The organism is Flavobacterium sp. GSB-24, assembly GCF_027924665.1.
In the GTDB taxonomy this organism is placed as follows: Bacteria; Bacteroidota; Bacteroidia; order Flavobacteriales; family Flavobacteriaceae; genus Flavobacterium.
This window is the reverse complement of record NZ_AP027043.1, coordinates 651,374-677,626: the sequence shown is the minus strand read 5'-3', so window position 1 is coordinate 677,626 and position 26,253 is coordinate 651,374. Positions and strand designations below refer to the sequence as shown.

21 protein-coding genes are annotated in these 26,253 nt (G+C 33.7%); 10 read left to right on the top strand and 11 right to left on the bottom strand.

What is annotated here, in order from left to right; translation table 11 throughout:
- Positions 1-24 precede the first annotated feature (24 nt).
- Positions 25-1,824, bottom strand: a complete 1,800-nt coding sequence (uvrC, locus tag QMG60_RS03260; protein ID WP_057115225.1) for an excinuclease ABC subunit UvrC — start codon at positions 1,822-1,824, stop codon at positions 25-27.
- A 135-nt stretch (positions 1,825-1,959) separates the two neighbouring features.
- On the opposite strand from uvrC, the gene QMG60_RS03255 reads away from it, so the two are divergent.
- The 3 genes from QMG60_RS03255 to QMG60_RS03245 all read left to right on the top strand — a co-directional run bounded on the left by QMG60_RS03255 (position 1,960) and on the right by QMG60_RS03245 (position 5,451).
- A complete protein-coding gene (locus QMG60_RS03255; protein WP_057115224.1) occupies positions 1,960-2,940 on the top strand; it encodes a succinylglutamate desuccinylase/aspartoacylase family protein in 981 nt (326 codons plus the stop codon).
- The gene (locus tag QMG60_RS03250; protein WP_281866860.1) at positions 2,927-3,496 is read left to right on the top strand and encodes a 5-formyltetrahydrofolate cyclo-ligase; all 570 of its coding nucleotides are present in this window, start codon (positions 2,927-2,929) and stop codon (positions 3,494-3,496) included. Before QMG60_RS03255 ends, QMG60_RS03250 begins: the two co-directional genes overlap by 14 nt.
- 407 nt (positions 3,497-3,903) lie before the next feature.
- The gene (locus tag QMG60_RS03245; RefSeq protein ID WP_348773905.1) at positions 3,904-5,451 is read left to right on the top strand and encodes a VWA domain-containing protein; all 1,548 of its coding nucleotides are present in this window, start codon (positions 3,904-3,906) and stop codon (positions 5,449-5,451) included.
- Positions 5,452-5,532: 81 nt separating this feature from the next.
- Here QMG60_RS03245 and QMG60_RS03240 read toward each other — a convergent pair whose 3' ends face one another.
- From QMG60_RS03240 to QMG60_RS03205, 8 genes are all read right to left on the bottom strand, one after another.
- Positions 5,533-6,279, bottom strand: coding sequence for a tetratricopeptide repeat protein (locus QMG60_RS03240; RefSeq protein WP_281866859.1), 747 nt, complete (start codon positions 6,277-6,279; stop codon positions 5,533-5,535).
- A gap of 105 nt (positions 6,280-6,384) precedes the next feature.
- Entirely contained in the window at positions 6,385-8,130 is a 1,746-nt protein-coding gene (locus QMG60_RS03235) for a BatD family protein (RefSeq protein ID WP_057115220.1), read from the bottom strand.
- Positions 8,131-8,237: 107 nt separating this feature from the next.
- Positions 8,238-9,011 carry a tetratricopeptide repeat protein gene (locus tag QMG60_RS03230; RefSeq protein ID WP_281866858.1) on the bottom strand — a complete coding sequence of 258 codons (774 nt, stop codon included), beginning with the start codon at positions 9,009-9,011 and terminating at the stop codon, positions 8,238-8,240.
- 39 nt (positions 9,012-9,050) lie between these two features.
- The gene (locus QMG60_RS03225) at positions 9,051-10,085 is read right to left on the bottom strand and encodes a VWA domain-containing protein (protein ID WP_281867923.1); all 1,035 of its coding nucleotides are present in this window, start codon (positions 10,083-10,085) and stop codon (positions 9,051-9,053) included.
- A 173-nt stretch (positions 10,086-10,258) separates the two neighbouring features.
- Positions 10,259-11,260 carry a VWA domain-containing protein gene (locus QMG60_RS03220; RefSeq protein ID WP_281866857.1) on the bottom strand — a complete coding sequence of 334 codons (1,002 nt, stop codon included), beginning with the start codon at positions 11,258-11,260 and terminating at the stop codon, positions 10,259-10,261.
- Complete coding sequence (locus tag QMG60_RS03215; RefSeq protein ID WP_281866856.1) at positions 11,260-12,897, bottom strand: hypothetical protein; 1,638 nt, start codon at positions 12,895-12,897, stop codon at positions 11,260-11,262. Before QMG60_RS03215 ends, QMG60_RS03220 begins: the two co-directional genes overlap by 1 nt.
- Positions 12,898-12,961: 64 nt before the next feature.
- A complete protein-coding gene (locus QMG60_RS03210; protein WP_281866855.1) occupies positions 12,962-13,825 on the bottom strand; it encodes a DUF58 domain-containing protein in 864 nt (287 codons plus the stop codon).
- A 79-nt stretch (positions 13,826-13,904) separates the two neighbouring features.
- Complete coding sequence (locus QMG60_RS03205) at positions 13,905-14,909, bottom strand: MoxR family ATPase (protein WP_177211766.1); 1,005 nt, start codon at positions 14,907-14,909, stop codon at positions 13,905-13,907.
- Between the two features lie 213 nt (positions 14,910-15,122).
- Here QMG60_RS03205 and QMG60_RS03200 point away from each other — a divergent pair, with 213 nt between their 5' ends.
- The 3 genes from QMG60_RS03200 to QMG60_RS03190 all read left to right on the top strand — a co-directional run bounded on the left by QMG60_RS03200 (position 15,123) and on the right by QMG60_RS03190 (position 18,208).
- On the top strand, positions 15,123-15,998 hold the full coding sequence (locus QMG60_RS03200; RefSeq protein WP_057115216.1) for an aldo/keto reductase: 876 nt from the start codon (positions 15,123-15,125) through the stop codon (positions 15,996-15,998).
- A 201-nt stretch (positions 15,999-16,199) separates the two neighbouring features.
- A complete protein-coding gene (locus QMG60_RS03195; RefSeq protein ID WP_281866854.1) occupies positions 16,200-16,955 on the top strand; it encodes an SDR family NAD(P)-dependent oxidoreductase in 756 nt (251 codons plus the stop codon).
- A 107-nt stretch (positions 16,956-17,062) separates the two neighbouring features.
- The gene (locus tag QMG60_RS03190; protein WP_281866853.1) at positions 17,063-18,208 is read left to right on the top strand and encodes an ATP-binding protein; all 1,146 of its coding nucleotides are present in this window, start codon (positions 17,063-17,065) and stop codon (positions 18,206-18,208) included.
- Positions 18,209-18,333: 125 nt separating this feature from the next.
- On the opposite strand, the gene QMG60_RS03185 is transcribed toward QMG60_RS03190, so the two are convergent.
- The gene (locus tag QMG60_RS03185; protein ID WP_281866852.1) at positions 18,334-19,077 is read right to left on the bottom strand and encodes a DUF3298 and DUF4163 domain-containing protein; all 744 of its coding nucleotides are present in this window, start codon (positions 19,075-19,077) and stop codon (positions 18,334-18,336) included.
- A gap of 104 nt (positions 19,078-19,181) precedes the next feature.
- Here QMG60_RS03185 and QMG60_RS03180 point away from each other — a divergent pair, with 104 nt between their 5' ends.
- Positions 19,182-20,324: a cystathionine gamma-synthase gene (locus QMG60_RS03180; RefSeq protein WP_281866851.1), complete on the top strand. Its 1,143-nt coding sequence runs from the start codon at positions 19,182-19,184 to the stop codon at positions 20,322-20,324.
- An 87-nt stretch (positions 20,325-20,411) separates the two neighbouring features.
- Here the strand turns inward: QMG60_RS03180 and QMG60_RS03175 are convergent, their stop codons facing one another.
- Entirely contained in the window at positions 20,412-21,206 is a 795-nt protein-coding gene (locus tag QMG60_RS03175; protein WP_057115211.1) for a hypothetical protein, read from the bottom strand.
- Between the two features lie 322 nt (positions 21,207-21,528).
- On the opposite strand from QMG60_RS03175, the gene gdhA reads away from it, so the two are divergent.
- The 3 genes from gdhA (at position 21,529) to recO (ending at position 26,132) form a co-directional block, all read left to right on the top strand.
- Positions 21,529-22,872 carry an NADP-specific glutamate dehydrogenase gene (gdhA, locus tag QMG60_RS03170; RefSeq protein WP_057115210.1) on the top strand — a complete coding sequence of 448 codons (1,344 nt, stop codon included), beginning with the start codon at positions 21,529-21,531 and terminating at the stop codon, positions 22,870-22,872.
- Between the two features lie 127 nt (positions 22,873-22,999).
- Positions 23,000-25,282, top strand: coding sequence for a T9SS type A sorting domain-containing protein (locus tag QMG60_RS03165; RefSeq protein WP_281867922.1), 2,283 nt, complete (start codon positions 23,000-23,002; stop codon positions 25,280-25,282).
- 136 nt (positions 25,283-25,418) lie between these two features.
- Positions 25,419-26,132 (top strand): DNA repair protein RecO, encoded by a 714-nt coding sequence (recO, locus tag QMG60_RS03160; protein ID WP_281866850.1) that lies wholly within the window; start codon positions 25,419-25,421, stop codon positions 26,130-26,132.
- The last annotated feature ends 121 nt before the right edge of the window (positions 26,133-26,253 follow it).

Here is a 26,253-nt window from a genome sequence, read left to right as displayed (position 1 = left end):
TAAAAAGTATTTTTTCAAAGTGAATTAGTTTTCTTTTGGATGATAAAAATCTACAATTTTTTTAGCCCTTGATGCCCCAACAACGGCCGAAATTTCTTTTTCTGTTGCTAGTTTTAATCTTTTAACACTTTTGAAATGTTGTATTAACGCGAGCATAGTTTTTTCGCCAATTCCAGGAATGCTTTCTACAGAAGAATTAAGCGCAGCTTTACTTCGTTTATCGCGGTGAAAAGTAATACCAAAACGGTGCGCCTCATTTCGTAATTGCTGAATGACTTTTAAGGTTTCAGATTTTTTATCCAGATATAACGGAATAGAATCGCCTGGATAAAAAAGTTCTTCCAAACGTTTTGCAATTCCGATAATGGCAATTTTACCGCGTAGACCCAATTCATCAATACTTTTTAAGGCAGATGACAATTGTCCTTTTCCACCGTCAATAATGATCAATTGCGGTAAAGGCTGATTTTCATCTAATAATCTTTTGTAACGGCGGTATACAATTTCGGTCATCGAAGCAAAATCGTCAGGACCTTCAACGGTTTTTACATTAAAATGGCGATAATCTTTTTTGCTTGGTTTTCCATCTTTAAAAACCACGCAGGCAGCAACAGGATTTGTTCCTTGTATGTTAGAGTTATCAAAACATTCTATATGTCGAGGCTCAACAGGAAGACGTAAATCTTTCTGCATCTGTGCCATAATTCTATTTACGTGACGATCTGGATCAACAATTTGTAATTGTTTCAATTGTTCGATGCGGTAGAATTTGGCATTTCTTATTGATAAATCTAAAATCTGTTTTTTGTCTCCGAGCTGCGGAACGGTTGTTTTAATATTTTCGCCCAAATCCATTTCAAAAGGAACAATGATTTCTTTTGATAATAAATTAAAACGTTCACGAAGCTCTACAATGGCCAATTCTAATAGTTCTTCATCGCTTTCGTCGAGTTTTTTCTTGATTTCTAAAGTATGAGAACGAATGATGGAACCGTGAGAAATCTGCAGGAAGTTGACATAAGCGGCACTTTCGTCAGACACAATCGAGAAAACATCAACATTGGTAATTTTCGGATTTACAATCGTTGATCTGGATTGATAGTTTTCAAGAATTTCGATTTTTTCTTTGATTTTCTGCGCTTCTTCAAATTGTAAATTTTGCGCATAATTATTCATTAATTTCTTAAAATCCTTTAAGCTTTCTTTGAAATTTCCTTTTAGGATTTCGCGAATTGCGTTGACTTGTCTCTGGTATTCCTCTAAAGGTTCCAAACCTTCACACGGACCTTTGCAGTTTCCGATATGATATTCCAGACAAACCTTAAATTTTCCAGACTCAATATTCGATTTGCTCAAATCGTAATTGCAGGTTCTTAACGGATACAATTCTTTGATTAGATCCAAAATCGTATAAACCATCTTAAAATTGGTATAAGGACCGAAATATTCAGAGCCGTCTTTTACCATTCTTCGAGTTAAAAATATTCTCGAAAAAGGTTCTTTTTTAATACAAATCCAAGGATAACTTTTGTCATCGCGGAGCAAAACATTATATCGTGGCTGTAAAGTTTTAATTAAATTGTTTTCTAATAAAAGCGCATCAGTCTCTGTAGGAACAACAATATGTTTTATGGTCACAATTTTTCTAACCAGAACATTTGTTTTCCTTGTGTCGTGAATTTTATTGAAATATGAGGAAACCCTTTTTTTTAAATTTTTGGCTTTGCCAACATACAAGATTTTCCCGTCTTTATCATAATATTGATAAACACCTGGATTGTCTGGCAAGGTTAAAATTTGAAGATCTAAGGATGGTTTTTGCATTCTATATTGTTTCTGAAGATGTTCTAAAAGCTTTTCAAAAACCATTCCGATTTCTAAATGAAGCTTAACATTGATTTAGTTTCAAATTTACAAAATCAAAAGAATAATTTCTATATTTAGATTTTATAATTCTACATGAAAAATAGTACTCCATTGGTTATTTTTGGCGAATCGATTTTGCCGGGAGAACACAGAACGATAAACGTCGAAATTGCTCGATTACACACTACGACCAAACTGAACATCCCGGTTATTGTACGCCGTTCCAAGGTTGAAGGCCCAACGGTTTTGTTTTCTGCAGGAATTCACGGCGACGAAATAAATGGTGTCGAAATTGTCCGTCAGATCATCAGTAAAAAAATTAACAGACCTACTCGCGGAACAATAATCTGTATTCCGGTGATCAATATGTATGGTTTTGTGAATAAATCTCGCGAATTTCCAGACGGCCGTGACTTAAACCGCGTTTTTCCCGGAAGTAAAAAAGGTTCGCTTGCCAGTAGATTTGCGTATCATATTGTCGAAGAAATTCTGCCAATTCTAGATTATGCAGTCGATTTTCACGCAGGAGGAGCAAGTCGTTTCAATGCGCCTCAGATTAGAATCACCGAAAATAATCCCGAATTGAAAATTTTGGCAGACGTTTTTAATGCGCCTTTTACTTTATACTCTAAAAATATAAACGGTTCTTTTAGAAATACGTCTGAAAAAGCCAATGTCAAAATGCTTCTTTTTGAGGGCGGAAAATCATTGGATATCAATAACGAAATTGCCAATCAAGGTGTACTTGGAACCAAACGTTTATTGCATTATCTAAATATGCTCGATCCGAAACAAATAGTTGAGCCATCTCATGAGCCATCTATTTATATTAAACAATCGGTTTGGCTTCGGGCAAAATGTTCGGGGTTGCTGCACGATTTTAATTTGATCGGAAAATTTGTAACCAAAGGCACTATCTTAGCTATTATTACAGATCCGTTTGGTAAATTTGAGCAAAAAGTAAAAGCACCGCATGATGGTTTTGTAATTAATGCGAACCATTCGCCAATTGTTTACGAGGGCGATGCTATTTATCATTTATCTAAAAGTAATCCTGAAAATGTCTACGACTAAAAAAGAACTTCGAGTTGAATATAAAAATTTCCGTAAAGCGCTTTCTTTTGACGAAGTAGAAGAAAAAAGTCTGGCAATTGCCAACCAATTGATTCAAATGCCAATTTGGGATAAAATTTATTATCATGTTTTTCTTCCTATTGAAGAACATAAAGAAGTCAATACCGAATTTATCCTGCATTTACTTTCTGGAAAAGACAAAGAAATCCTGATTTCTAAAAGTGACTTTGAAACTAGAAAAATGACTCACTTTTTATTGACTGATAATACCAAAATTAAAAAGAACGAATACAATATTCCAGAACCTGTAGATGGAATAGAAGTGCCTTCTTCTAAAATAGAAGTTGTTTTTGTACCGCTTTTGGCTTTTGATATTTTTGGAAACCGAATTGGCTACGGAAAAGGTTTCTACGATAAATTTCTTGCCGAATGCAAACCCGAAACCATCAAAATCGGTCTTTCTTTTTTTGAAGCTGTAAATCAAATTGATGATGTCTTCGAATCTGATATTAAATTGGATTATTGCGTTACGCCTGAGAGAATATATCAGTTTTAATTTTACATTTTAATATTCTGTAGAGACGCACCGCAGTGCGTCTACACACAGAAATATAAAGTAATGCCACACATTAAAAGATTAAAAAGGATTAGTCATTTCAAATCCATTAATCTGTGTCAAAAAAAATATCTCCAGTGCATCTAATATAATCTTTGTCGATCTACTTGACTTAGATGCACTGGGGTGCGTCTCTACAATTTACACGGAAAAGAAAAAAATATTTCACAGTAAATTCCTTTAAAAATCAAGGTTTTTAATTTTATTTCCACGTAAGAAAAACATTTGTAAATTTTTGGCACGATTTTGCATACTCGAAAATTGCAAATAATTACTTCTAGTACATCCGGAATGCTAGTCCTTATTTGAAGCCTATAACCTTTTATTAATTTTTAAAAATTTACTTTATGAGAAATCTTAATTTCTTTATGATGGCATTCCTCGTACTTACTATTTTCAGCTGTAAGAAAGCTGATTCATCAGACCAAAGTTATGAGACCGTTGATTCTGCTGCAGCTGTATCAGATGAAATTCCAGAGGAAATGTACATTGAACCGAACACAGAAAGCTACGCAGGATTAGAAGAAAATCCGTTTGAATCTCCGCTTAAAGAACCGCTATCTACTTTTTCTATAGATGTTGATAATGCATCATACACCAATATTCGACGTTTTATTAATGAAGGGCAGAAAGTCCCAAAAGATGCCGTGCGTGTTGAAGAAATGATTAATTTCTTCAAATACAAATATCCACAGCCAGATGGGCAGCATCCTTTTGCTATTAATACTGAATACAGCGACTGTCCGTGGAATACAAACAGCAGACTGCTAAAAATTGGTTTGCAGGGAAAGAACATTCCCATGGCAAATTTGCCCGCTACTAATCTCGTTTTTTTAGTAGATGTTTCTGGTTCTATGGATGAATCGAACAAACTGCCCTTGCTAAAAGAATCGATGAAGATTTTGGTGAAAGAACTTCGCAGTATTGATAAAGTTTCTATTGTTGTTTATGCAGGTTCGGCTGGTGTTGTTTTAGAGCCAACTTCTGGTAACAATAAAGATGAAATTATGGATGCTTTTGATGACTTGCATGCAGGAGGAAGCACAGCAGGAGGCGAAGGAATTGAATTAGCTTACAAACTAGCACAGGAAAATTTCATAAAAGAGGGAAATAATAGAGTAGTGATAGCTACTGATGGTGACTTTAATGTTGGCGCTTCCAGTGATGATGATATGCTGAAATTGATTGAAGAAAAAAGAAACTCTGGTGTATTTTTAACTGTTTTAGGTTTCGGAATGGGGAATTACAAAGATTCTAAAATGGAAATCTTAGCCGATAAAGGCAACGGAAATTACGCTTATATCGATAATATTCAAGAAGCGAATCGTTTTCTAGGAAAAGAATTTAAAGGTTCGATGTTTGCTATTGCGAAAGATGTAAAAATTCAAATTGAATTTAATCCTAAACACGTTCAAGCATATCGATTGATTGGTTATGAAAACCGAAAACTAAATGCAGAAGATTTTAAAAATGATAAAATTGATGCGGGCGAATTAGGAAGCGGGCACTCCGTTACGGCTTTGTATGAAATTATTCCAGTTGGAGTAGAAAGTAATTACGTTCCATCTGATTTGAAATATACTAAAACACAAAAAGGAGATGGAAATTACAGTGATGAATTGGCAACCGTAAAATTCAGATATAAAAAACCTGATGGCGATAAAAGTATTGAAATAGTAAATGTAATAGCAGATAGGAAAACAGACCTTCAAAACAGTTCTCCTGATTTTAAATTTACAACCGCAGTTTCTTGGTTCGGATTAAAATTACGCGATTCAAAATATATTACCAGCAGTTCTGCTTCAGACATTAAAAAATTAGCAAAGTCTGGTTTGTATAATGATGAAGATGGTTACAGAGCAGAATTTATAAGATTGGTTGATGCTGTAAACTAATTAGAAATTCCAAAAAACAAAAATTCCAAACTCCAACTTAAAATTGGAATTTGGAATTTTTTATTTGAATGTTTTTAAATTTTACTTTACTTCTTTAATAGTTGAAGAATCAATCCAGCCTTGAGTTCCGTCTGTTAATTCTACTTTTTTCCATCCTGCAACGCTTTCTATTACATAAACTTTTGCTCCTTCGTGTAATAGAATAATACCATTTGCTGATTTTTGTGGTTCCTTTCGAACTTGGCTTAATTCAGAAAAAACAATGGCAACACGATCATTGTCAAAATGACTTTTTTCAGACATGCCAGCTGAAATACTTAAACCTAAAGCAATCAAAACAACAAACATTCCAACAAAATAGATTCTTTTTGCAAGTGTAGCATTCGAAAAATAATACCCAATAAAACTCAGTAAAAATACAAAACCAAGCGCAACAGAAATTTTTGCCCAAGTATTATAATCAAAAATCGATGTAAAGTTTTGAATCAGTTTTGCAAAACCAACTTTAGGAACTTCTTTAATTTCATCGATTGTCAGCTTTTTGGCAAACTTTAAATTGTTTAAAGTCTCAGGATCGTTTGGTTTTAAAACCAAAGCTTTTTCATAATTATAAATAGAAGGTGCAACTTGATTTAGTTTATAGTAACAATTTCCAAGATTAAAATACAATTCGGCCGAATGTAATTTATCCTCTTTAATGATGTTTTCATAAACCTGTGCAGCTTCTTTATATTGCCCCTTTTCGTATAAAGCATTTCCTGCTTCAAAGCGCCCCTGCGCAAAGAAAACCTGTGAGATTAACAAAAAGAAATATAATATGTTTTTCATTTTCAAAATATGTAATAAGATTTTCAACTTTGCGAACTTAAATTCATCGAAATCTAAATCAATTTTCTTAGCTCCCGATAGCTATCGGGATTGCGGTAAAAAAAATTAAACAATCTGTTTTTCTAACTCAGAAATAATCAACACCGCTTTATCATAATCCTGCTGGATTGAAGCGCTCGATGCTGGTGCATAGCGTGCAAACTCACAGTTTTCTGTCAAAGCAATAAAGTTTTGTACGGTTTCTGGGTTTGCATTTCTAGACAATAACAATTCTCTAATATTGTCTTTACTCATTTCTGAGGTTTCAATATGCAGTTTAGCTTTCAAGAAATTATGCATTGCTTTTTCCAGTGCAATATAGAAAGGCTCTTTATTGTTAAGATGTTTCTTCGCCTGCGATAAATATTTCTTCGCCAGTTTATTGTTCATTCTAATTCTATTTCCAGTGACGTCACTGTCAATAGCTTCTTTTTTCTTCTTAGCTAAAATAATCAGCGGAATGATGATGAACGGAGCAAATAATAATCCTAAATATAAATCGGAACCATAAAAATCATTTTTAGCGATACCAACTAATATTGTTTTAGGTTTGATGTTTTTAAATTGTTCTGTTTTGACAGCTATATTTTTAGCAGTACTTCCAGTATTTGCTTCTGCAGGTGTTGGACCATCTAAAACATCCACCATAATCTCTTTTGAAGTGATGGTTTTATAAGTGCCCGAACTCAAATCAAAGTATGAAAACTGCATTGGCTTAATAGCATACTTTCCTTTGTACTGCGGAATGATGGTATATTTATCTGTGATTCTTCCAGACATTCCAGCTAATGATGTTGTTACTTTTTCATCATGAACAGGATCATACATTTCTAATGCATTTGGAACAACTGGTTTAGGAAGTGTAAATAACTTCATGTTTCCAGTTCCCTGTGCACTCACAATTAAGTCGAGACTTTCGCCATTTTTAAGTGTTGTTTTAGAAGGCGTAACTGTAAAGTTCAATCTTCCAACAGCACCAGTAAATCCTTCTGGTTTTGTGCTTTCAGGAAGCGGTCTTACATTTATTGTTTTAGCTCCTGCTGAAACTACTTTATTATCCTCCGTAATAATCATTTGTCCAAACATATCGCGGCGATTTGTTGGTAATTGCACGCCAATATCAAGTGAAAGAGGTTCAATTGTTAGTTTTCCAGCTTTTTGAGGATACAAAATCGCTTTTTTCAGGATTACATAATAACATCTCTGTCCTTGGTAATTTCCTTCTTCAATAGACAATTGTTTTATGTCAATATTTTGATTCCAGAAATCATTGTATTTTGGTTTTGCCAGTTCTTTAAATCCAGTAACACCAATGTTGTTGAAATACAGTTTGTAAACAACTGTAATTGGTTCATTTAGATATGGATTTGTTTTTGAAATTTCAGCAACCAAATTCAACAATTCGTTTCCAGATCCTGGAGGCCTGTCGCTTGGATCTCTTTCCTGAGCTACAGCATTGGTAACCGTAACCTTAATCGGATTTGTTTTGTAGATCTGCCCGTTGTATTCTATTGCGGCTTGTTTGATCGTTACAGCGCCTTTTCTCTCAGGCTGTAAAATATAAGAGTAAATTTTCTGAAAAGAGCTTCGACCATTGATCCAAGATTGGCTAATCTGCTGGCTTGGTCCCGCAACAAGTTTAAAACCGTCAAAAGAAGGCTGTTCGAAATTATCTCCGTCAACATTCATAATGAAGTCTATACGAAGTCTTTCGTTCAGTCCAAGCGTATTTTTGCTGACTCTGGCTTCAAATTGTACTTGAGCCATAAGTCCTTGAAAAGCGAGTAGAAATAGAATTAAATATCTTTTCATTTAATTGTTTAATCGTTTTTTTTATGTTAAATCGTTTAATCGTTATTTGTTTAATCCGTTTTACTTGATCAAATAAACAAATTAACGGTTAAACGATTAAACTTATTTTACCAGTCTTTTTCTGTTTTCTTAGGATTGCCTTTTACTTTCTGCGCGTTTACTTTATCCTGAATTTTCTTTTCTTCATTGTTAACGGCATCTAATAAATTTTGGACACGTTCTTTTGATATTCCTCCAGGCTGCGGTTTTGGCTGTCCTTGATTGTCAGACTTGTCGTCTTTCTTCGGATCGTTTTTACCGTCTTTTTTGTCTTTATCTTTGTCGCCTTTATCGTCTTTTTTATCCTTGTCTTTGTCCTTATTATCTTTATTCTTGTCCTTGTCTTTATCTTTGTTTTTGTCCTTGTCTTTGTCCTTATCTTTATTCTTGTCTTTGTTTTTATCGTTTTTCGGCGGATTCTCTTTTAGCTTTTGTTTTGCGTAAGCATAATTGTAACGCGTTTCATCATCTGTCGGATCATTACGTAACGCTTGTTTGTAAGCTTCAACTGCCTGCGTATAATCTTTCTCTTTCATGAAAACGTTTCCAAGATTATGATAAGCTTTGTGTTTTTCAGGTCTGGTTTTAGCATTTTTTATTGCTTTCGCGTAAGCAAACTTAGCCTCTGAAACTTGATTTTGTCTATAAATAGTATTTCCTAAATTATATGGCGCTGTTGATCTTTTAGGAAATTTTGATTCCGAAATTCTATAGTTTGCCTCAGCATCAGTAAATTTATTCTGTTTATATTCTTCATTACCAGCAGGCAATGATTTGTCTTTCTCTTGGGCAGAAACTGCCAAAGAAACCGTTAGTAAAATATAAAGAAGTAAATTTTTCATTCTTGTTTTGTTTTCTGTTCTGAATTTTATTCCGAACATTTATTTCTTTTCGTTAAATAAATCCAATTCTTTGATCCAGCTTGTTTTTCGTTCTAATAAGAAGATATCTAGGAACAGCAATAAAAATGCAAATCCGATAAACCACTGAAACTGCGATTGAAATTCGGCCATTTGCGTTGCTTCAAATTCTGTTTTCTGAATGTTGTTCAAAGCATTCTTTACGTATTCTAAAACTTCTTTAGTGCTTCCGCCGTAAACATAACCGCCTTTAGTTGCTTTTGCAATTGTTTTTAAACCTTCTTGATTTAGTTTTGTGGTTACAGTTTGTCCGTTTTGATCTTTTTGGTAACCTCTGACAACACCATTTTCTTTTAGCGGAATTGTTCCTCCTCTTTCTGTTCCAACACCAATCGTAATGATTTTCATTCCTAATTTATTGGCTTCTTCTGCAGCAGCGGCAGCACCTTCAGAATGATCTTCTCCATCAGAAATTAGAATTAATAATTTGCTGGTCTTACTTTTTTCATCAAAATAAGTTGAAGATAATCGGATTGCTTCATCTAAAGATGTTCCTTGTGACGAAACCATATCTGGACTCATACTCTGCAAGAACATTTTGGCAACACTGTAATCTGATGTTATCGGTAAAACAGGAAAAGCGCTTCCTGCGTATGCCACAATCCCGATTCTATCACTTCCTAAGTTATTAATGATCTGAGAAACCAATTGTTTACTCTTATCCAAACGACTTGGTGCAACGTCTTCAGCAAGCATACTTTTAGAAACATCGACTGCAAAAACGATATCAATACCTTCTCTTTTTACAGTTTCCATTTTAGTTCCAATCTTTGGATTTACCAAGCCAATAATTAGGCAGGTAAGCGCCAGAAGGATCACCACTATTTTTAAAACAGGTTTAAAAACTGATTTCTCTGGACTCAATCTTTTTACCATTTCCAAATCACCAAATTCGCGTTGTTTTCTTCTTTTCCAATACATATTGAAAAGGAAAATACACACCACAATTGGGAGTAGTAATAAGAGATATAAATATTTTTTTTCGTCTAATTCCATAAATTTTCTTAAATTCCAATATTGAAAATCCAAATTCCAAACTTTGGAGTTATTAAATTTCAATCTTTCAAATTTTAACTTTTGCTTTTATTATTTAAGTATCCAATTTTAGATTCTCAATTTCAACTTGGAATTTGGAATTTTAAAATTTGGAATTTTTTGATTTTAAAAAATCAAATAAAGCTTCTGTAAACTGTATTTCTTAAACCAACTTCAAGCAATAATAAAAAGGCTGCAAATAAAACAAAACCTCTGTATTTTTCATCATAATCATAGAACTTCAATTCCTGAATTTCCGTTGTTTCCAGTTTGTTGATAGACTTATAGATCTCAGCTAATCTATCGTTGCTTGTTGCTCTAAAATAGGTTCCGTCTGTTTTGCGGGCAATATTTTTCATCAGTCTTTCGTCGATTTCAACTTTTTGCATTTTGAATAAGAAACCTCCGTTTGGTGCGTATGCGTATGGAGATTCAGCCATACCGTTTGTACCAAGACCAATTGTATATACTTTTATTCCATATTGTTTGGCAATGTCGGCAGCAGTTTCCGGCTCGATAAATCCAGCATTATTAACACCATCGGTAAGTAAAATAATTACACGGCTTTTGGCTTTACTATCTTTTAAACGATTTACCGCAGTTGCCAATCCCATTCCAATTCCAGTTCCGTCTTGGAGAACTGTATCGTATTTAATACCTTTTATGGCTTCAAGAATAATTGCTTTATCGCTTGTAACTGGAGTTTTAGTATAAGCTTCAGAAGCATATAAAACCAATCCGATTCTGTCATTTGGTCTTTCTTCAACGAAATCGGCAGCAACTCTTTTCAAAGCTTCCATACGATTTGGTTTTAAATCTTTTGCCAGCATAGATCCAGAAACGTCAATTGCCATTACAATATCAATTCCTTTTGTTGTTTTAGTCTGATTACTGATGTCTACTGTTCTTGGTCGAGCCAATGCTACAATCAATGAACATAAAGCAAGAATTCTGAAAACGTATAGAGCAGGTTTGAATTTTGTCAAAAACGATTCGCTGTTTTGAAAACCTGCTGTAGAGCTCATTTTTAAGGTAGCCGACTGCTGATTGCGTTTCCAGAAAAACCAAATTATCGTAATCGGAATCAATAGGAACAACCAAAGAAATTCTGGATTTAAAAAAGTGATCTTGCTCATTAGTTGTTTGCTCTTTGAAGTTCAACAGAATTTAATATTCGGGTCGTGATTTCATTTGCATAGGTATCGCCTTCTTCGTGTAAAATAAGGATTTGCTGTAAACCTTGATCTTGTTTGAAAAGTAACAATTCATAATATGCTTTTGTACTCGTTTTGGTTGCTGGATTCAAAACAGTCATTGTTCCGTAACCTTTTACTCCCTGAATACCTTCATTAGTTTGAAAATCTTCTTGTTTTACGATAATATTTTGTCCGCCTTGAGCCTCAATAATTTTTAAAGTACCTTCAAGAGTTTTACTTAAATCAATATCTGTTGGCTGTTTGAATTTAGATGTTGAAACCGTTACGTAAAAATTATCAACCATACTTCCATATGCAAAAAGTTGCATTTCTTTGATAAGTGCCATCGCTTCTTTTGGAAGTGCTTTTTGTGCGTCCATTCTTTTTAAAACCTTTGGCGTTTCAATAAGAACAGCTGGACTTCCATAAGCACTTTTTACCCATTCGCCCTCTAATAATTCTTTAGAAGGATGACCAATTATATTGTCTTTCACATAATTGAATCCTTTGGTTACAATAAAGAAAGTCGTTGTGGCAAACAATAATAGTATGATAGTTGCAACAGCGTAACCAATTCTGGCATTACGTTTTTTGCGAAGTTGTTCCTTAATTTGTTTTTGTCTTTGCGCTTCGTTTAATAGCTGATCTTCAATTTCTTCTGGAACTTCAGTTGGAATTGCATTATCAAGGGTTAAAATTACTTTTTGTATCTTATTTCTATCATCAGTAATTTCAAAATCAAGCGGTTTAGATTTGGCAAATTTTACCAAATCGGCCTGACGTAAAACGCGCTCTAAATTTTCAACCGTTTCTGGCGTAAGGGTCATTTTCTTTTTGGTTGAAGCTTCTCTAATCGCAGCAATTAACTCAGAAGTTGTGCTTTCCATTGCTGGAATATGAATCGCTTCTTCGATATAGTTTCTAGCAATATCTGTTAGTTCGCTATAGTATTCTTTAATTTCTCCTTTTTGAACCAGTTCTTTTTGTTCTAGGTTGTTTAATAAACTAGTCGCTTTTTCGATAGGAGTTTTATAAACTTCTTCTTCTATTTTTTTCAACTGGCGTTTTTTAACATACCAGTAAACGAAAGCGCCAATTCCTAAAATGGCTAGAACTATTAAAGTGTAAATCCACCAATTTCCGATTCCTTCATCAACAGAAGAAATATCTTTAATATCATACATTTTCTGCTGTAAAGTATCAACTTTTACAGCAGCAACTTCAACTTTAATAGAATCAGAGTAAAAAGGTTTTTTATCAATTAAAATTTTGATGCTCGGAATCGTGTAACGGCCAGAATCAAACTGCGTTAAACCATATTTTTTTATAAGTTCGTAATTAGTGGCATCTTTCTTAACCGTATCAATCGGATAAGACTGGATAACTTCTAACGGACCGATATTTTTAAGTTTAGGAAATTCAACTTTTGATGTTGAAGTCACAACCGTTTTAAGCGTCAGTTTGAACTCAGCACCAATCTTATTTTTGGTGGTATCAATACTCGTTTCTATTGGTTTCTGCTGTGCAAAAATCATAGTAGAAAAAAGCAATAAAAATATATAAAGTTTAAATTTCATTTGATTAACGATTGTTGATTTTAGATTAACGATTTTTGATTTGTTAATCAAAATTGCCAGATTTTTATCGTGATTTGAAATAGCCTAATAGTTTAGTAACGTAATTTTCGTCTACTCTGGTATTTACAATTCCTGCTCCAGATTTACGGAAAGTATCTTTAAAGTAATTTAGTTTCTCGTGATAGTGCTTCTCGTAATTCAAACGAACTGCTTTCGAACTTGTATCAACCAATTGTATCTTTCCCGTTTCGGCATCCAGCATGTTTACCATTCCTAAATTTGGAATTCTTTCTTCACGAATATCGTAAACTCGAACACCTGTAATGTCGTGTTTCTTTGAAGCAATTTTTAAAGTATGTTCATACGAATCAGACATAAAATCGGAGATCATAAAAATGATGGCTTTCTTTTTCTGGGTTCCAGATAAGAATTTTAATGCCTGAGCAATGTCTGTTTTATGGCTTTTTGGTTCAAATTCGATTAATTCCCGAATGATGCGAAGTACGTGCGAACGTCCTTTTTTTGGCGGAATATATAATTCTACAGTATCAGAAAATAAGATTAAACCAATTTTGTCATTATTCTGTGTAGCCGAAAAAGCCATCGTTGCCGCAATTTCGGTTACGATGTCTTTTTTGAATTGATTTTTAGAACCAAAAGATTCCGAACCCGAAATGTCAACCATTAAAACCATGGTCAATTCTCGTTCTTCCTCAAATACTTTAACGTGAGCTTCATTGTAGCGTGCGGTCACATTCCAATCGATGTTACGAATATCATCTCCGTATTGGTATTGACGCACCTCGCTAAACGTCATTCCTCGTCCTTTAAATGAAGAGTGGTATTCTCCCGAAAAGATATGATTGCTCAGTCTTTTCGTTTTGATTTCTATTTTCCGTACTTTTTTTAAAAGCTCTTTTGTATCCATTTTTGATTTGGTTTATGGTTTATGGTTGTTGGTTGATGGCGCATAAACCATCAACAAAAAACTATCAACCATCAACTTTTTAAGGTACCTCAATCTCGTTAACGATTTTGTTGATAATGTCTACAGAAGTGATGTTTTCTGCTTCTGCTTCGTAAGTAATTCCAACTCTGTGACGTAATACATCGTGAACAACTGCACGAACGTCTTCTGGAATTACATAACCACGACGTTTGATGAAAGCATAGCATTTTGCAGCATTAGCCAAGTTGATACTTCCACGAGGAGAAGCTCCAAAACTGATAAGCGGTTTTAAGTCGGCTAATTTGTATTTTTCTGGGTAACGTGTAGCGAAAATAATATCAAGAATATATTTTTCGATTTTTTCGTCCATATAAACTTCACGAACAGCTTCCTGAGCACGTAGAATCTGATCTACAGAAACTACTGGATTTACTTTTTCGTAAGATCCTTTTAAGTTTTGACGAATTACAAAACGCTCTTCATCAATTTTTGGATAATCAATAACAGTTTTCAACATAAAACGGTCAACTTGTGCTTCAGGAAGTGCATAAGTTCCTTCTTGCTCAACTGGGTTTTGTGTTGCTAATACTAAAAACGGACGATCTAATTTAAATGTAGTGTCACCAATAGTAACTTGTTTCTCCTGCATTGCCTCTAATAATGCTGACTGAACCTTTGCTGGTGCACGGTTAATCTCATCGGCAAGTACGAAATTGGCAAAAATTGGTCCTTTTTTAATAGAGAATTCATTTGCTTTAATATTGTAAATCATGGTTCCGATAACATCGGCAGGTAATAAATCCGGCGTAAACTGGATACGGCTGAAAGAACCTTGAACCGCTTGTGATAATGTATTTATAGCTAAAGTTTTTGCAAGACCCGGAACTCCTTCCAGTAAAATATGTCCTTGGCCAAGCAATCCGATTAATAAACGCTCGACCATATGTTTCTGGCCCACAATAACTTTGTTCATTTCCATTGTAAGAAGGTCTATAAAAGCACTTTCTCTTTCAATTTTTTCATTTATCGCTCTAATGTCTAAAGTCGTTGTATTTTCTTCCATATAAATATTTTTAAAAACCTTGATTTGTACGCCTGTTTTTTGAGAGTGCAAATTGAATATTTTTTAAGAAGTAAGATGTTAAAGAATGGTTAAAACTTCTACCAATGACCTAATTTTAAGGACTAATTGTGAATCTATTTTTATATTTTTAAGAACTTTGATGATTATGTTTTATTAAAGCATAATTATTACCAAAAATAACGCATAACTATTATGAGCAAAACGGTCTTATCGCCTATAATTTCGGGCACTATGAATTGGGGAGTTTGGGATAAAAACCTTACAACCAAAGAAATGGAAAACATGATACAAGTGAGTATCGAAAACAAAATTACGACTTTTGATCACGCGGATATTTACGGATCTTATACGACCGAAGCCGATTTTGGAAAAGCCTTTCACGCTAGTAAAATTGATCGTGAAAAATTACAATTAATTACCAAGTGCGGTATTCAGATGATTGCTGAAAAACGCCCTGAAAACAAAATCAAACATTACGATTATTCGAAAGACTATATTATTAAGTCGGTTGAAGGATCTTTGAAAAAACTGAAAACAGATTATGTAGATGTTTTTTTACTGCACAGACCAAGTCCGTTAATGCAGGCAGACGAAATCGCAGAAGCGGTTGAAAAATTAAAAGGTGAAGGAAAAATAATTGATTTTGGACTTTCGAATTTTACCAGTTCACAAACCGAATTAATTCGTCAGAAAACAGAAGTAAGTTATAATCAAGTACAATTTTCTGCAACACATTATGACGCAATGTTAGATGGAAGTTTAGATTATATGCAGACACACGGAATTCGTCCGTTGTCATGGAATCCGCTTGGAACTGTTTTTAGAGAAGATACTAAACAAACCCGCCGTTTGAAAAAATTATTTTCAACGTTAGTAGAAAAATACCATTTAGGTTCTGATACGCTTTTATTGGCTTGGATTTTAAAACATCCTGCAAAAGTAATTCCTATTGCTGGAACGGTAAATATCGCTAGAATTCAATCTTTAATGAAAGCTGTTGAACTAGAAATGGATACAGAAGACTGGTTTGCAATCTGGACAGAAAGCATGGGCGACGATGTACCTTAATTTTTAGTTTTTCAGTCGCAGTGACAGTATTCAGTTTTATCTGAATAGAAAAAAATAAACACATAGACATAGATCATATTATTGCTTTTGGAAAAGAGAATTTAGCGTTTCACTTACACATAGTTATATGTATTATGCAAATGAAATGCCTTTCAAAGCAAGGAAACTATGCCTCTATGTGTTAAAAACAAAATATTTAAAATGAAAAAAACAGTTTTAATTACTGGTGCTACAAGCGGAATTGGAAAGGCAACCGCTCAAATTCTAGCAAAAAACAATTATAAAGTTATTCTTTGCGGAAGACGTAAAGACCGTTTGGAAGAACTTCAAAAAGAACTTTCGGCTTTTACAGAAGTGCATTCTTTAGAATTTGATGTTCGTAACAAAGAGGAGGTTTTAGAAAAAATAGGTGCTTTGCCAAACGATTTTTCTACGATTGACGTTTTAATTAATAACGCTGGTAATGCCCACGGTTTAGATCCGATTCAAAATGGAGATTTAGACGATTGGGATGCTATGATTGACATTAATGTAAAAGGTCTTTTGTATGTTTCAAAAGCGATAATTCCGCAAATGGTTGAAAGACAATCTGGACATATTATTAATATTGGTTCTACTGCTGCGAAAGAAGTTTACCCAAACGGAAACGTATATTGCGGTTCGAAACATGCCGTTGATGCTATAACTGCTGGAATGCGAATTGATTTAAATCCTTTCGGAATCAGAGTTGGAGGAATTCATCCGGGAATGGTTGCAACAGAATTCAGTGAAGTTCGTTTTAAAGGAGATGTCGAAAGAGCCGCAAACGTGTACAAAGGATTTGATCCGCTGCAGGCCGAAGATATTGCTGATATTATTCATTTTGTAGTTTCAAGGCCTTATCATGTTAATATCGCAGACTTGGTAGTTATGAGTACGGCGCAGGCATCTTCTACGATTGTGAAGAAAAATATTTAAATTAGATTGATAGACTTCTTAGAAAGTTAGATCTTTAGATTAATTTAGAAATCTGAAAACCAATATCTAAGAAGTCTAAAGATCTAACTTTCTAAGGAGTCTAAATAATGATTAATAAACGCCTTTTGATAAAGAATTTGCTTGCTCACAATGATGAGAGCAGTTTTTATGATAAAAAAAGGCAGCTGAATCTTCATTCTCGAGAAGGAAAAGGCAAGTTTCTCAAACACATTTGCGCATTATCAAACTCAAATCCAAATAATAATTCTTATATCGTTGTTGGAGTTGAAGATCAGGATAATGAAATTGTCGGCGATGATTTTTTTGATGACAGCCGAATTCAGAATCTTGTAAATGCTTTTTTAGAAAATCCGCCTAAAATTCAATACGAAAATGTCCCTTTTCCAAATCTTCCAAAAGATAAAGTGATTGGTCTGGTTACTATAAAACCAAAAAGTAAAGTTTCTTATTTTAAAAAAGGAATTCATACCATTCTTGCTAATAGTGTTTTTATAAGGCGAGGCAGTAATTCGATTCCGCTGGAAAGTGGGGAAGAGGTTGAAAAAAACTATCAGAATACAGAAACTGTAATCGGAATTGAAAATAGTTCTCGAAACAGCATTCAATATACTTTAGACGGTGTTATTGATTTTATGAATTTCAGGCATAAAGATATGTCGCCGAAATATCATGTTTTTAAAGAATTATTTGTGATTTGCTGGGCTGGTGTTCCCAAAAAAATACGGGATAAAACGTATTTGTCACGAGTTGATATCGAACTAATTAATGAGCAGATTAAACTTTTCTATTCTGCGCAGGATGTTGTCACCATTTTTTATGATGATGATAGTTTTACGATTACAGAATATGTGCCGCTTGGCTTAAATGATAAAACGAGTTATTATCCGCTGGAAGAACAAACTATTCATTTTTTTGACAATGGTTACTATAAAATAGACCGTCAAATGCTTTTTCAGCCGCCAGAATTCAACAGAAAAATGTTGTACCATATATACAATGCGAATATGGCTTTGTTGGCTAAACTTCAAAAAAATATCATATTGTCTGAACGTGAAATGAAGGATTTAGAAAACCTGCCTTCTACGTTTATGATTTGTCATTTAAATGGTTTTGAAGAGGCAAGACAAAAGCTGATAGATGCCAAATTGCTTTTAAAACCTTATAAAAATGTTTATTCTTCTTTTAAAGAAGCACTTCGTGTTTTACGTAAAATGAAGTATGATGTTCAATAAAGAGGTGCAGAGGTTCAGAGAAACAAAGTGACAAAGGTTTTTCTGTAGAGACGCACCGCAGTGAGTCTACATCCAGCATATCTACAAAAATTGTGTAGATGCTGAATTTATTTAATCTAAAATATTTAATGAAAATTCAAGTACTTATTGACTTCATCATAAGGGAACAAAATTTCTTTTGGACCATCTGCATATGAAGCGGCTTCATATGAGTTGTAATATAAGAGCAGACCTTCTGAAGTATAAAATATGTTTTGCGGCAGCTGAAATTTATCATTTTCAAACATTAAACCTGTTGCATTAATATTCGCTTCTGCTGGTATTTTGTATTTTGCCCGAAATGCTTTTTCGGCGAAGGCCTTAAAATCTTTTTCGTTTTTAAATAATTGATTGTTGAATATTGTTTTTCCAGTTTTCGCATTAAATAATAGGGAACGATAACCTTGATAACCATGTGCACCGCCGGTAAAGGTGTAATGATCAATTTTAAGATTTAAAATCGAATCAGATTGAAATTCAACATTGCCAATTATTTTCGCCTCCCATCCAAAAGTGTCATTTGGGAATTTTTGACGCATTTCTTCATACGAAGCAATAAAAGATTTAGACAATGATTTGTAGTCATTGACTTGTGTTGAATCTTCACCAAAAAAAACAATCTCCTTTATTACAGAGAAAACTTTCTTATTAATGCTGTCTGATATTACTTTAATATTTTTGGCAACTGGAACTTCTATAGTGATTTCCGGACAATCAGTTTTGCACGAAATATTAGATTTTTCTTCAAACCTTTCATTCTCAAATGAAAGCTCTTTTTTGCAACTTGTAAAAATCAAACACAAAAAGATTATAAATATGTAATTTTTCATATCAAAAAGTGTTAATTATAAACAAAGGTAAGAAGTTGTGTCGCGATAAAATAAATTAAGCGGTAAATTTGTACAACAATTATAGATTTAAAACTTATAACTATATGAAATTTAATACAAAAGTTATACATGGAGGACAGCACCATGATCCATCTACAGGAGCAGTTATGCCGCCAGTATACCAAACGTCAACTTTTATTCAGACAAGCCCAGGGAAACCTTTGGCAGATTACGAATACAGCAGAGCATCAAACCCTACGCGTACAGCATTGGAAGAAGCTTTGGCAAGCATCGAAAACGGAACTCGCGGATTAGCATTTTCGTCTGGTCTTGCAGCAACAGACTGTGTTTTAAGATCTTTTAAAGCGGGTGACGAAATTATTGCAATGGATGATTTATACGGTGGAACTTATAGAATGTTCTCTCGAATTTATAAAGATTCAGGAATTAAATTTCATTTTGTTGATATGACTGATATTGAAAAATTCAAAAGTTTAATCAACGAAAACACAAAATTAATCTGGGTAGAAACGCCGACAAATCCATTGATGAAATTGGCCGATATTCAAGAAATTGCAAAAATTACTCAAGAAAAGAAAATTCTTCTTGCGGTAGACAATACTTTTGCAACACCTTATTTGCAAAAACCATTAGATTTAGGAGCAGATATTGTTATGCATTCAGCAACGAAATATTTAGGAGGACATTCTGATGTGATTGCAGGAGCTTTAATTGTAAAAGATCCGGCACTTGGAGAACAACTGCATTTTCAGCAATTTGCAACTGGCGCGACACTTGGACCAATGGACAGCTTTTTAGTTTTAAGAGGAATCAAAACTTTGGCTTTAAGGGTGCAAAGACACTGCGAAAATGGCGAAAAAGTAGTTGAATATTTAAGTAATCACCCAAAAATAAAAACGGTTTATTATCCAGGTTTAAAAAATCATCCGTTTCACGAAATTGCTAAAAAGCAAATGAAAGCTTTTGGAGGAATGGTTTCGTTTGATTTTAAATCAGGGAAAAAAGAAGATTCAATAGCATTTTTAGAAAAGCTAAAAGTATTTACTTTGGCAGAATCGCTTGGTGGAGTAGAATCATTAGCCAATCATCCAGCTTTAATGACACACGCATCAATTCCTGCCGATAAAAGAGCAGAAGTTGGTATTACCGATGATTTAGTTCGACTAAGTGTTGGTATTGAAGATGCTGATGATTTAATTGCTGATTTAGAACAGGCTTTATCTTAGAGAGAAATTCCAAATAAAAAAATCCCAAATTCCAATTGTAATATTTTGGAATTTGGGATTTTTTATATTTTGAGATTTAAAATTCTGTTAGAATTCTAAGTAATAAATATATCCAAAGTTAAACCAAACCTGCCAGTCATTTGATTTGTTTTCTTTGTAAATGTCTTTGTTTGGGTTTAATCCATCAATCCAATCTGAGTTATACATTTGAAAACGAGTTTCAAACATTAAATCACTCATTGTGGTTAATTTATAATGTACTCCAATTGCTGCTGTTGCAGATAATACTACTCCGCTCTCACTAGAAAAACCATGTGCACGACCATCAGATGGGGTCAGGTATTTTCCTGGAGTTACATTTGGAAGAGTGATGTCTCCTAAATGTGAACCGATTTTTGTAGAATAATAGCTTACTTGAAAACCTACACTACCATACGGGCTGAAACTACCAATTGTGTTTTCGAAGTCATGAATTTTCATAAAAGGAGAAAATTCTAATTGAGCTCCAAGACCTAAAGTAGTAGAACTTGCGTGCATGTTTTTAAGCTGCTGGGCAAATAGTCCGTCAGGCTTTCTTTCCACCCACTGGCCATAATGTTTCAAATTAGTTCTGCTGAAAGCAAGTTCAGAGCGCACTTTAAAATGTTCTGTAAAGAAACTTTCTCTGTTATTTGCAGCAGAAAAATTGATAAAGTGCATAATTCCGATACCAAAACCTGAGTTTCCAACGTTGGTGTCGAAGTTGCTTCTTTCGCCAAAATCGGACTGTAAAGTAACAGGTCCTGCATAGACTCCTATCTCTTGGGCTAGGTTTGATTGCGCTGATGCCGCGGTTGATATACCAAAGAAGGCAAATAATGTGATAAATAGGTGTTTAGACATTTCGTAGGGGCTTACAAATCTCGGCAAATATATAAAAAACCTAATCGATTCAAAATATTAAATCGGTCTATTGAAAAATAACTAGCAAAATACTTAATTTACTAACTTTTAAAAGGCGATTTGCATGTAAACACCTACATGTAAAATGAGTTTTTTTGTAATGCTTGAAAAAAACACAAATCGATTCAAAAAAGTGAAAAATATAACTTCGAATCAGAATTTGATATATCTTTGTGTGTTAAAACGAAAACGTTTTCTTAAACTAAGATTTAGGTTGGAAAACTGAAAATTAAATCAAATTATCTGAAAATTTATTTCAAATATGGAACAAAAAATAAATGAATTTATGGCTCTAGTTGAGTCAAAAAATCCAAATGAGCCAGAATTTCTTCAAGCAGTTAGAGAATTTGCAGAAACAGTAATTCCCTTCATATCTGAGCGCAAAAAATATGATGGTAAAAATATACTTCTAAGAATTGCAGAACCAGAACGTTCTATAATTTTTAGAGTTCCTTGGGTAGATGACAAAGGCGAGATCATTGTAAACAGAGGTTTTAGAATTCAAATGAACTCTGCAATCGGACCTTATAAAGGTGGAATTAGATTTCATCACTCTGTAAATTTATCAGTTTTGAAATTCTTGGCTTTCGAACAAGTATTCAAAAACAGTCTTACTACACTTCCGATGGGAGGTGGAAAAGGTGGTTCTGATTTTGATCCAGAAGGAAAATCTGATGCAGAAATTATGCGTTTCTGTCAATCATTTATGACAGAATTATGTCGTCATATTGGTCCAGATCTTGATGTTCCTGCTGGAGATATTGGTGTTGGAGCAAGAGAAATTGGATATTTATTTGGACAATATAAAAGAATCAGAAATGAATTTACAGGAGTTTTAACTGGAAAAGGTTTAGCTTACGGAGGTTCATTAATTAGACCAGAAGCTACAGGATACGGAGTAGTTTATTTTACAGATCAAATGTTACGCACAATTGGTCACGAAGTAAAAGGTAAAAGAGTAGCAATTTCTGGATTCGGAAATGTGGCTTGGGGAGTTGCCTTAAAAGTTAACGAACTTGGAGGAAAAGTTCTTACGATTTCTGGTCCTGATGGATATATTTATGATGAAGAGGGAATCTCTGGCGAAAAAATTGACCATATGCTTGAAATGAGAGCGACTGGAGACAATAGAGCTGAGAGATATTTGGAGAAATATCCAAATGCTGTATTCCATAAAGGGAAAAGCCCTTGGGAAGTAAAAGTAGATATCGCAATTCCATGTGCTACACAAAATGAGTTAAACGGAGATGATGCTCAAAAATTAATCGATAATGGTGTTTTATGTGTTACTGAAGCTGCAAATATGCCTTCTACATTAGATGCTATTAAACTTTTCTTAGATAATAAAGTATTATTTGCTCCAGGAAAAGCGGCAAATGCTGGTGGTGTTGCTGCTTCTGGATTAGAAATGACTCAAAATTCTATCCGTTTAAACTGGACTAGTGAAGAGGTTGATTTGCGTTTGAAAGATATCATGGTTGGAATTCACAACCAATGTAAAAAATACGGTGCAGAAGAAGACGGATATGTAAACTACGTAAAAGGAGCGAACATTGCCGGATTTGTTAAAGTTGCCGATGCTATGCTTGCACAAGGTGTAGTTTAAAAATTTAATTGCAATGTTAAAATGCCTTCGATTATCTTTTAGAAGATATTCGGAGGCATTTTTTATTCCACCAAAAATTAAATAATCTCGTTTGTAGTATATTTGTCTATCCGAATACATTATAATGATGAAGAAAATAGCTTTCTGCGTTTTATTTTTAGTACTAATACAATTTTGTCAGGCGCAGAATAAATCGTCTTGGCTGGGATATTTTTCTTTTAATGAAATAAAAGATGTTGCAGAATCTTCAACAACTGTTTTTGCAGCTTCAGAAAATGCATTGTTTTCAAAAAACACCACAACAAATGTTTTAAAAACCACAACTACAGTTGACGGATTATCGGGGCAGACTATTGCTGCAGTTTATTATAGTGAAACATTCAAGAAAACAATAGTCGGCTATGAAAATGGTTTAATGATTTTAATTAACGAAACCGACGGAAGTATATTAAAAATTGTAGATATAATTAATAAGCAGTTGCCGGCAAATTTGAAAAAAATCAATCATTTTATGGAACATAATGGTTTGGTTTATGTTTCGTGCGATTTCGGAATTGTTCAGTTTAATTTAAATACTTCTCAGTTTGGTGATACCTATTTTATTGGTGATAACGGAGCCGAAATTAGTGTCAAACAAACCGCTTTTTTTAATGGATTTATTTTTGCCGCAACTTCCAGCGGTATTAGAAGAGCCGATAGTACAAATGCAAATCTTATAGATTACAATCAATGGACAGTTGTGAATACAGGAAATTGGTCTGGTGTAGAAGCTCTGGATGCAGAACTTATTGCTGTAAACGATTCTGGATATATTCATCGATTTAATTCCAATACTTTTATAGGTTTCTCCCAGTTGCCTCAAGCTGCAATTGATGTGAGGGCAAAAAATCATAATTTGTTTGTTACAACTGCAAATACAGTGTATGTGTATAATAATCAAATGGTTTTAAATCGACAGATTACAAATACCCAAGTTTTAGATAATACCTTAAATTTTAGCTGTGCGACAGCAGTTGGAGATCAGATTTTCATTGGAACAAAAGAAAAAGGATTGTTTGTTTCTGCACTCAGTAATACAGCAAGTTTTGAAAACAATACACCAGCAGGGCCAGTAAAAAATAATATTTTTTCAATAGATGTAAGTCCAAATACTTTGTGGGCTGTATATGGGGATTATGACACATCATATGATCCGTATCCTTTAGATAGTTACGGAATTAGCCGATACAATGTTTCAGGATGGCTGAATATTCCATATTCTGAAGTTTATGATGCGAAATCAATTACGAGAGTGATAATAAATCCAAATAATGAAAAGCAAGTTTATGCTAGTTCCTTCTTTTCTGGATTACTAAAGATTGAAAACGAAGTGCCGAATTTTTTATATGATGAAAAAAACAGCGGCTTAGAATCAATTACAAATGCTGGCGCAGATTATATAGATGTTCGTATAAATGCAAATGCTTTTGATAAATCTGGCAATCTTTGGATTACGAACAGCCGAATTAAAAATGGACTGAAGGTTTTAAAAACAAATGGTCAATGGGGAAGCTACCCAATGACTTCAATTTTTGGTAATGCCGAAAATATTAGTTATTCAAGCATAGCTGTGGATCGAAATAATGTAAAATGGATCGGAACAAATAGAGATGGTGTTGTAGGTTTTAATGAAACTACAAACACATTTAAAAAAATGACTTTCGGCACCGACGTCGGTAATCTGCCAATTGCAGACGTTAGAAGTATAGCGATAGATACAAAAAACCAGCTTTGGATAGGAACTACAAAAGGTTTACGAGTTTTATCTAATGTTGGAAACTTTCAGTCGGAAAGTCAGTTAAAAGCAAATCCGATAATTATTGAAGAAGATGATTTGGCGCAAGAATTACTTTATGAGCAATTTATTACTTCTATAGCAGTTGATGGAGCCAATAATAAATGGATAGGAACAGCAGATTCGGGAGTTTTTATGGTTTCTCCAAATGGTCAGGAAACCAAATATCATTTTACGATAAATAATTCTCCCTTGCCGAGTAATTATGTAAACGACATTAAAATAAATAGCAAAACGGGAGAAGTCTTTATTGCGACCAATAAAGGAATGGTTTCGTTTAATGGAATAGCAACAGGAGCAAATGATAATTTGAATAATGTTTACGTTTATCCAAATCCAGTTCGTCCTGCTTACTCAGGAACAGTGAAAGTTGCTGGTTTAATTGATAAAGCCAATGTCAAAATCACAGATATTGAAGGGAATTTAGTTTTTGAAATAACATCTTCTGGGGGAACAATAGAGTGGGATACAGCCGCTTTTGGTAAATATAAAGTAGCTTCTGGCGTTTATATGGTTTTTATATCAGCACAAGACGGCAGTGAAACTAAGGTTAAGAAAGTTATGATTATTCGTTAGTCTGAAAGTCAAAAGTCAAAAGTCAAAAGTCAAAAGTCAAAAATGAAAAGTGAAAAGTCAAAAATCTAAGAAGTCTAATATCTAAGAAGTCTAATATCTAAGAAGTCTAATATCTAAGAAGTCAAAAAATCTAAAATTGCTCGTCAAAACCAAAGCCATAGTAATTTCGTCTTTAAAATTTCAGGAAAAAAGCTTGATAGTGAAATGCTTTACACTTTCCAGCGGACTGAAATCTTATTTTGTGCGCGATGCTTTTTCAAGCAGAAAAGCAAGTCAGAAGATTGCTTACTTTCAACCGTTTTCTATCTTAGAAATTGAGGCTGTTCATAAGAATAAAGGAACTTTAGAAAATTTCAAAGAAATAAAAAGTGCAGTTCCTTTTCAGAGCATTCACACAGATATTGTGAAAAGTACGATGGTAATGTTTCTTTCAGAAATGCTTCATTATTCTATTCAGGAAGAAGAAAAAAACGAACCTCTTTTTGTTTTTTTAGAAACGGCGCTGACATGGCTGGATCATCATGATGAAATTTCTAACTTTCATTTAATAATGCTTTTAGAAATTACAAAATACCTTGGTTTTTATCCTGAACTTTCAGAAGTTGATCTGCCATTTTTTGAAATGAATGAAGGTGTTTTTACGCTTTTTCAAAAAGGAAATGTGCTGTCTGAACACGAAACCAATTTGTTTAAAAAACTACTCGATTTAAAATTCGATAATGATCTCAAGATCTTTCATGTTGCAGAGAGACAAATACTGTTGAAAATTTTAATTGATTATTATAGCCTGCATTTAGAAGGATTCAAAAAACCTAAATCTTTAGAGATTTTAAAAGAAGTTTTCTCTTAAATCAATAAAAAGGCTGTTTCTTGTTGCGGAATCTACTCGAAATTTCTTTAAACCAGTCTTTTTTCCGTTATCTTTTATCTATTTTCCTCAAAATTCCTTACTTTCGCACCTCGTTTAAGAA

Coding starts and splice junctions, on each gene's coding strand:
- uvrC (WP_057115225.1), bottom strand. CDS start 1,824: ATGCAAAAACCATCCTTAGATCTTCAAATTTTAACCTTGCCAGACAAT.
- QMG60_RS03255 (WP_057115224.1), top strand. CDS start 1,960: ATGAAAAATAGTACTCCATTGGTTATTTTTGGCGAATCGATTTTGCCG.
- QMG60_RS03250 (WP_281866860.1), top strand. CDS start 2,927: ATGTCTACGACTAAAAAAGAACTTCGAGTTGAATATAAAAATTTCCGT.
- QMG60_RS03245 (WP_348773905.1), top strand. CDS start 3,904: ATGAGAAATCTTAATTTCTTTATGATGGCATTCCTCGTACTTACTATT.
- QMG60_RS03240 (WP_281866859.1), bottom strand. CDS start 6,279: ATGAAAAACATATTATATTTCTTTTTGTTAATCTCACAGGTTTTCTTT.
- QMG60_RS03235 (WP_057115220.1), bottom strand. CDS start 8,130: ATGAAAAGATATTTAATTCTATTTCTACTCGCTTTTCAAGGACTTATG.
- QMG60_RS03230 (WP_281866858.1), bottom strand. CDS start 9,011: ATGAAAAATTTACTTCTTTATATTTTACTAACGGTTTCTTTGGCAGTT.
- QMG60_RS03225 (WP_281867923.1), bottom strand. CDS start 10,085: ATGGAATTAGACGAAAAAAAATATTTATATCTCTTATTACTACTCCCA.
- QMG60_RS03220 (WP_281866857.1), bottom strand. CDS start 11,260: ATGAGCAAGATCACTTTTTTAAATCCAGAATTTCTTTGGTTGTTCCTA.
- QMG60_RS03215 (WP_281866856.1), bottom strand. CDS start 12,897: ATGAAATTTAAACTTTATATATTTTTATTGCTTTTTTCTACTATGATT.
- QMG60_RS03210 (WP_281866855.1), bottom strand. CDS start 13,825: ATGGATACAAAAGAGCTTTTAAAAAAAGTACGGAAAATAGAAATCAAA.
- QMG60_RS03205 (WP_177211766.1), bottom strand. CDS start 14,909: ATGGAAGAAAATACAACGACTTTAGACATTAGAGCGATAAATGAAAAA.
- QMG60_RS03200 (WP_057115216.1), top strand. CDS start 15,123: ATGAGCAAAACGGTCTTATCGCCTATAATTTCGGGCACTATGAATTGG.
- QMG60_RS03195 (WP_281866854.1), top strand. CDS start 16,200: ATGAAAAAAACAGTTTTAATTACTGGTGCTACAAGCGGAATTGGAAAG.
- QMG60_RS03190 (WP_281866853.1), top strand. CDS start 17,063: ATGATTAATAAACGCCTTTTGATAAAGAATTTGCTTGCTCACAATGAT.
- QMG60_RS03185 (WP_281866852.1), bottom strand. CDS start 19,077: ATGAAAAATTACATATTTATAATCTTTTTGTGTTTGATTTTTACAAGT.
- QMG60_RS03180 (WP_281866851.1), top strand. CDS start 19,182: ATGAAATTTAATACAAAAGTTATACATGGAGGACAGCACCATGATCCA.
- QMG60_RS03175 (WP_057115211.1), bottom strand. CDS start 21,206: ATGTCTAAACACCTATTTATCACATTATTTGCCTTCTTTGGTATATCA.
- gdhA (WP_057115210.1), top strand. CDS start 21,529: ATGGAACAAAAAATAAATGAATTTATGGCTCTAGTTGAGTCAAAAAAT.
- QMG60_RS03165 (WP_281867922.1), top strand. CDS start 23,000: ATGAAGAAAATAGCTTTCTGCGTTTTATTTTTAGTACTAATACAATTT.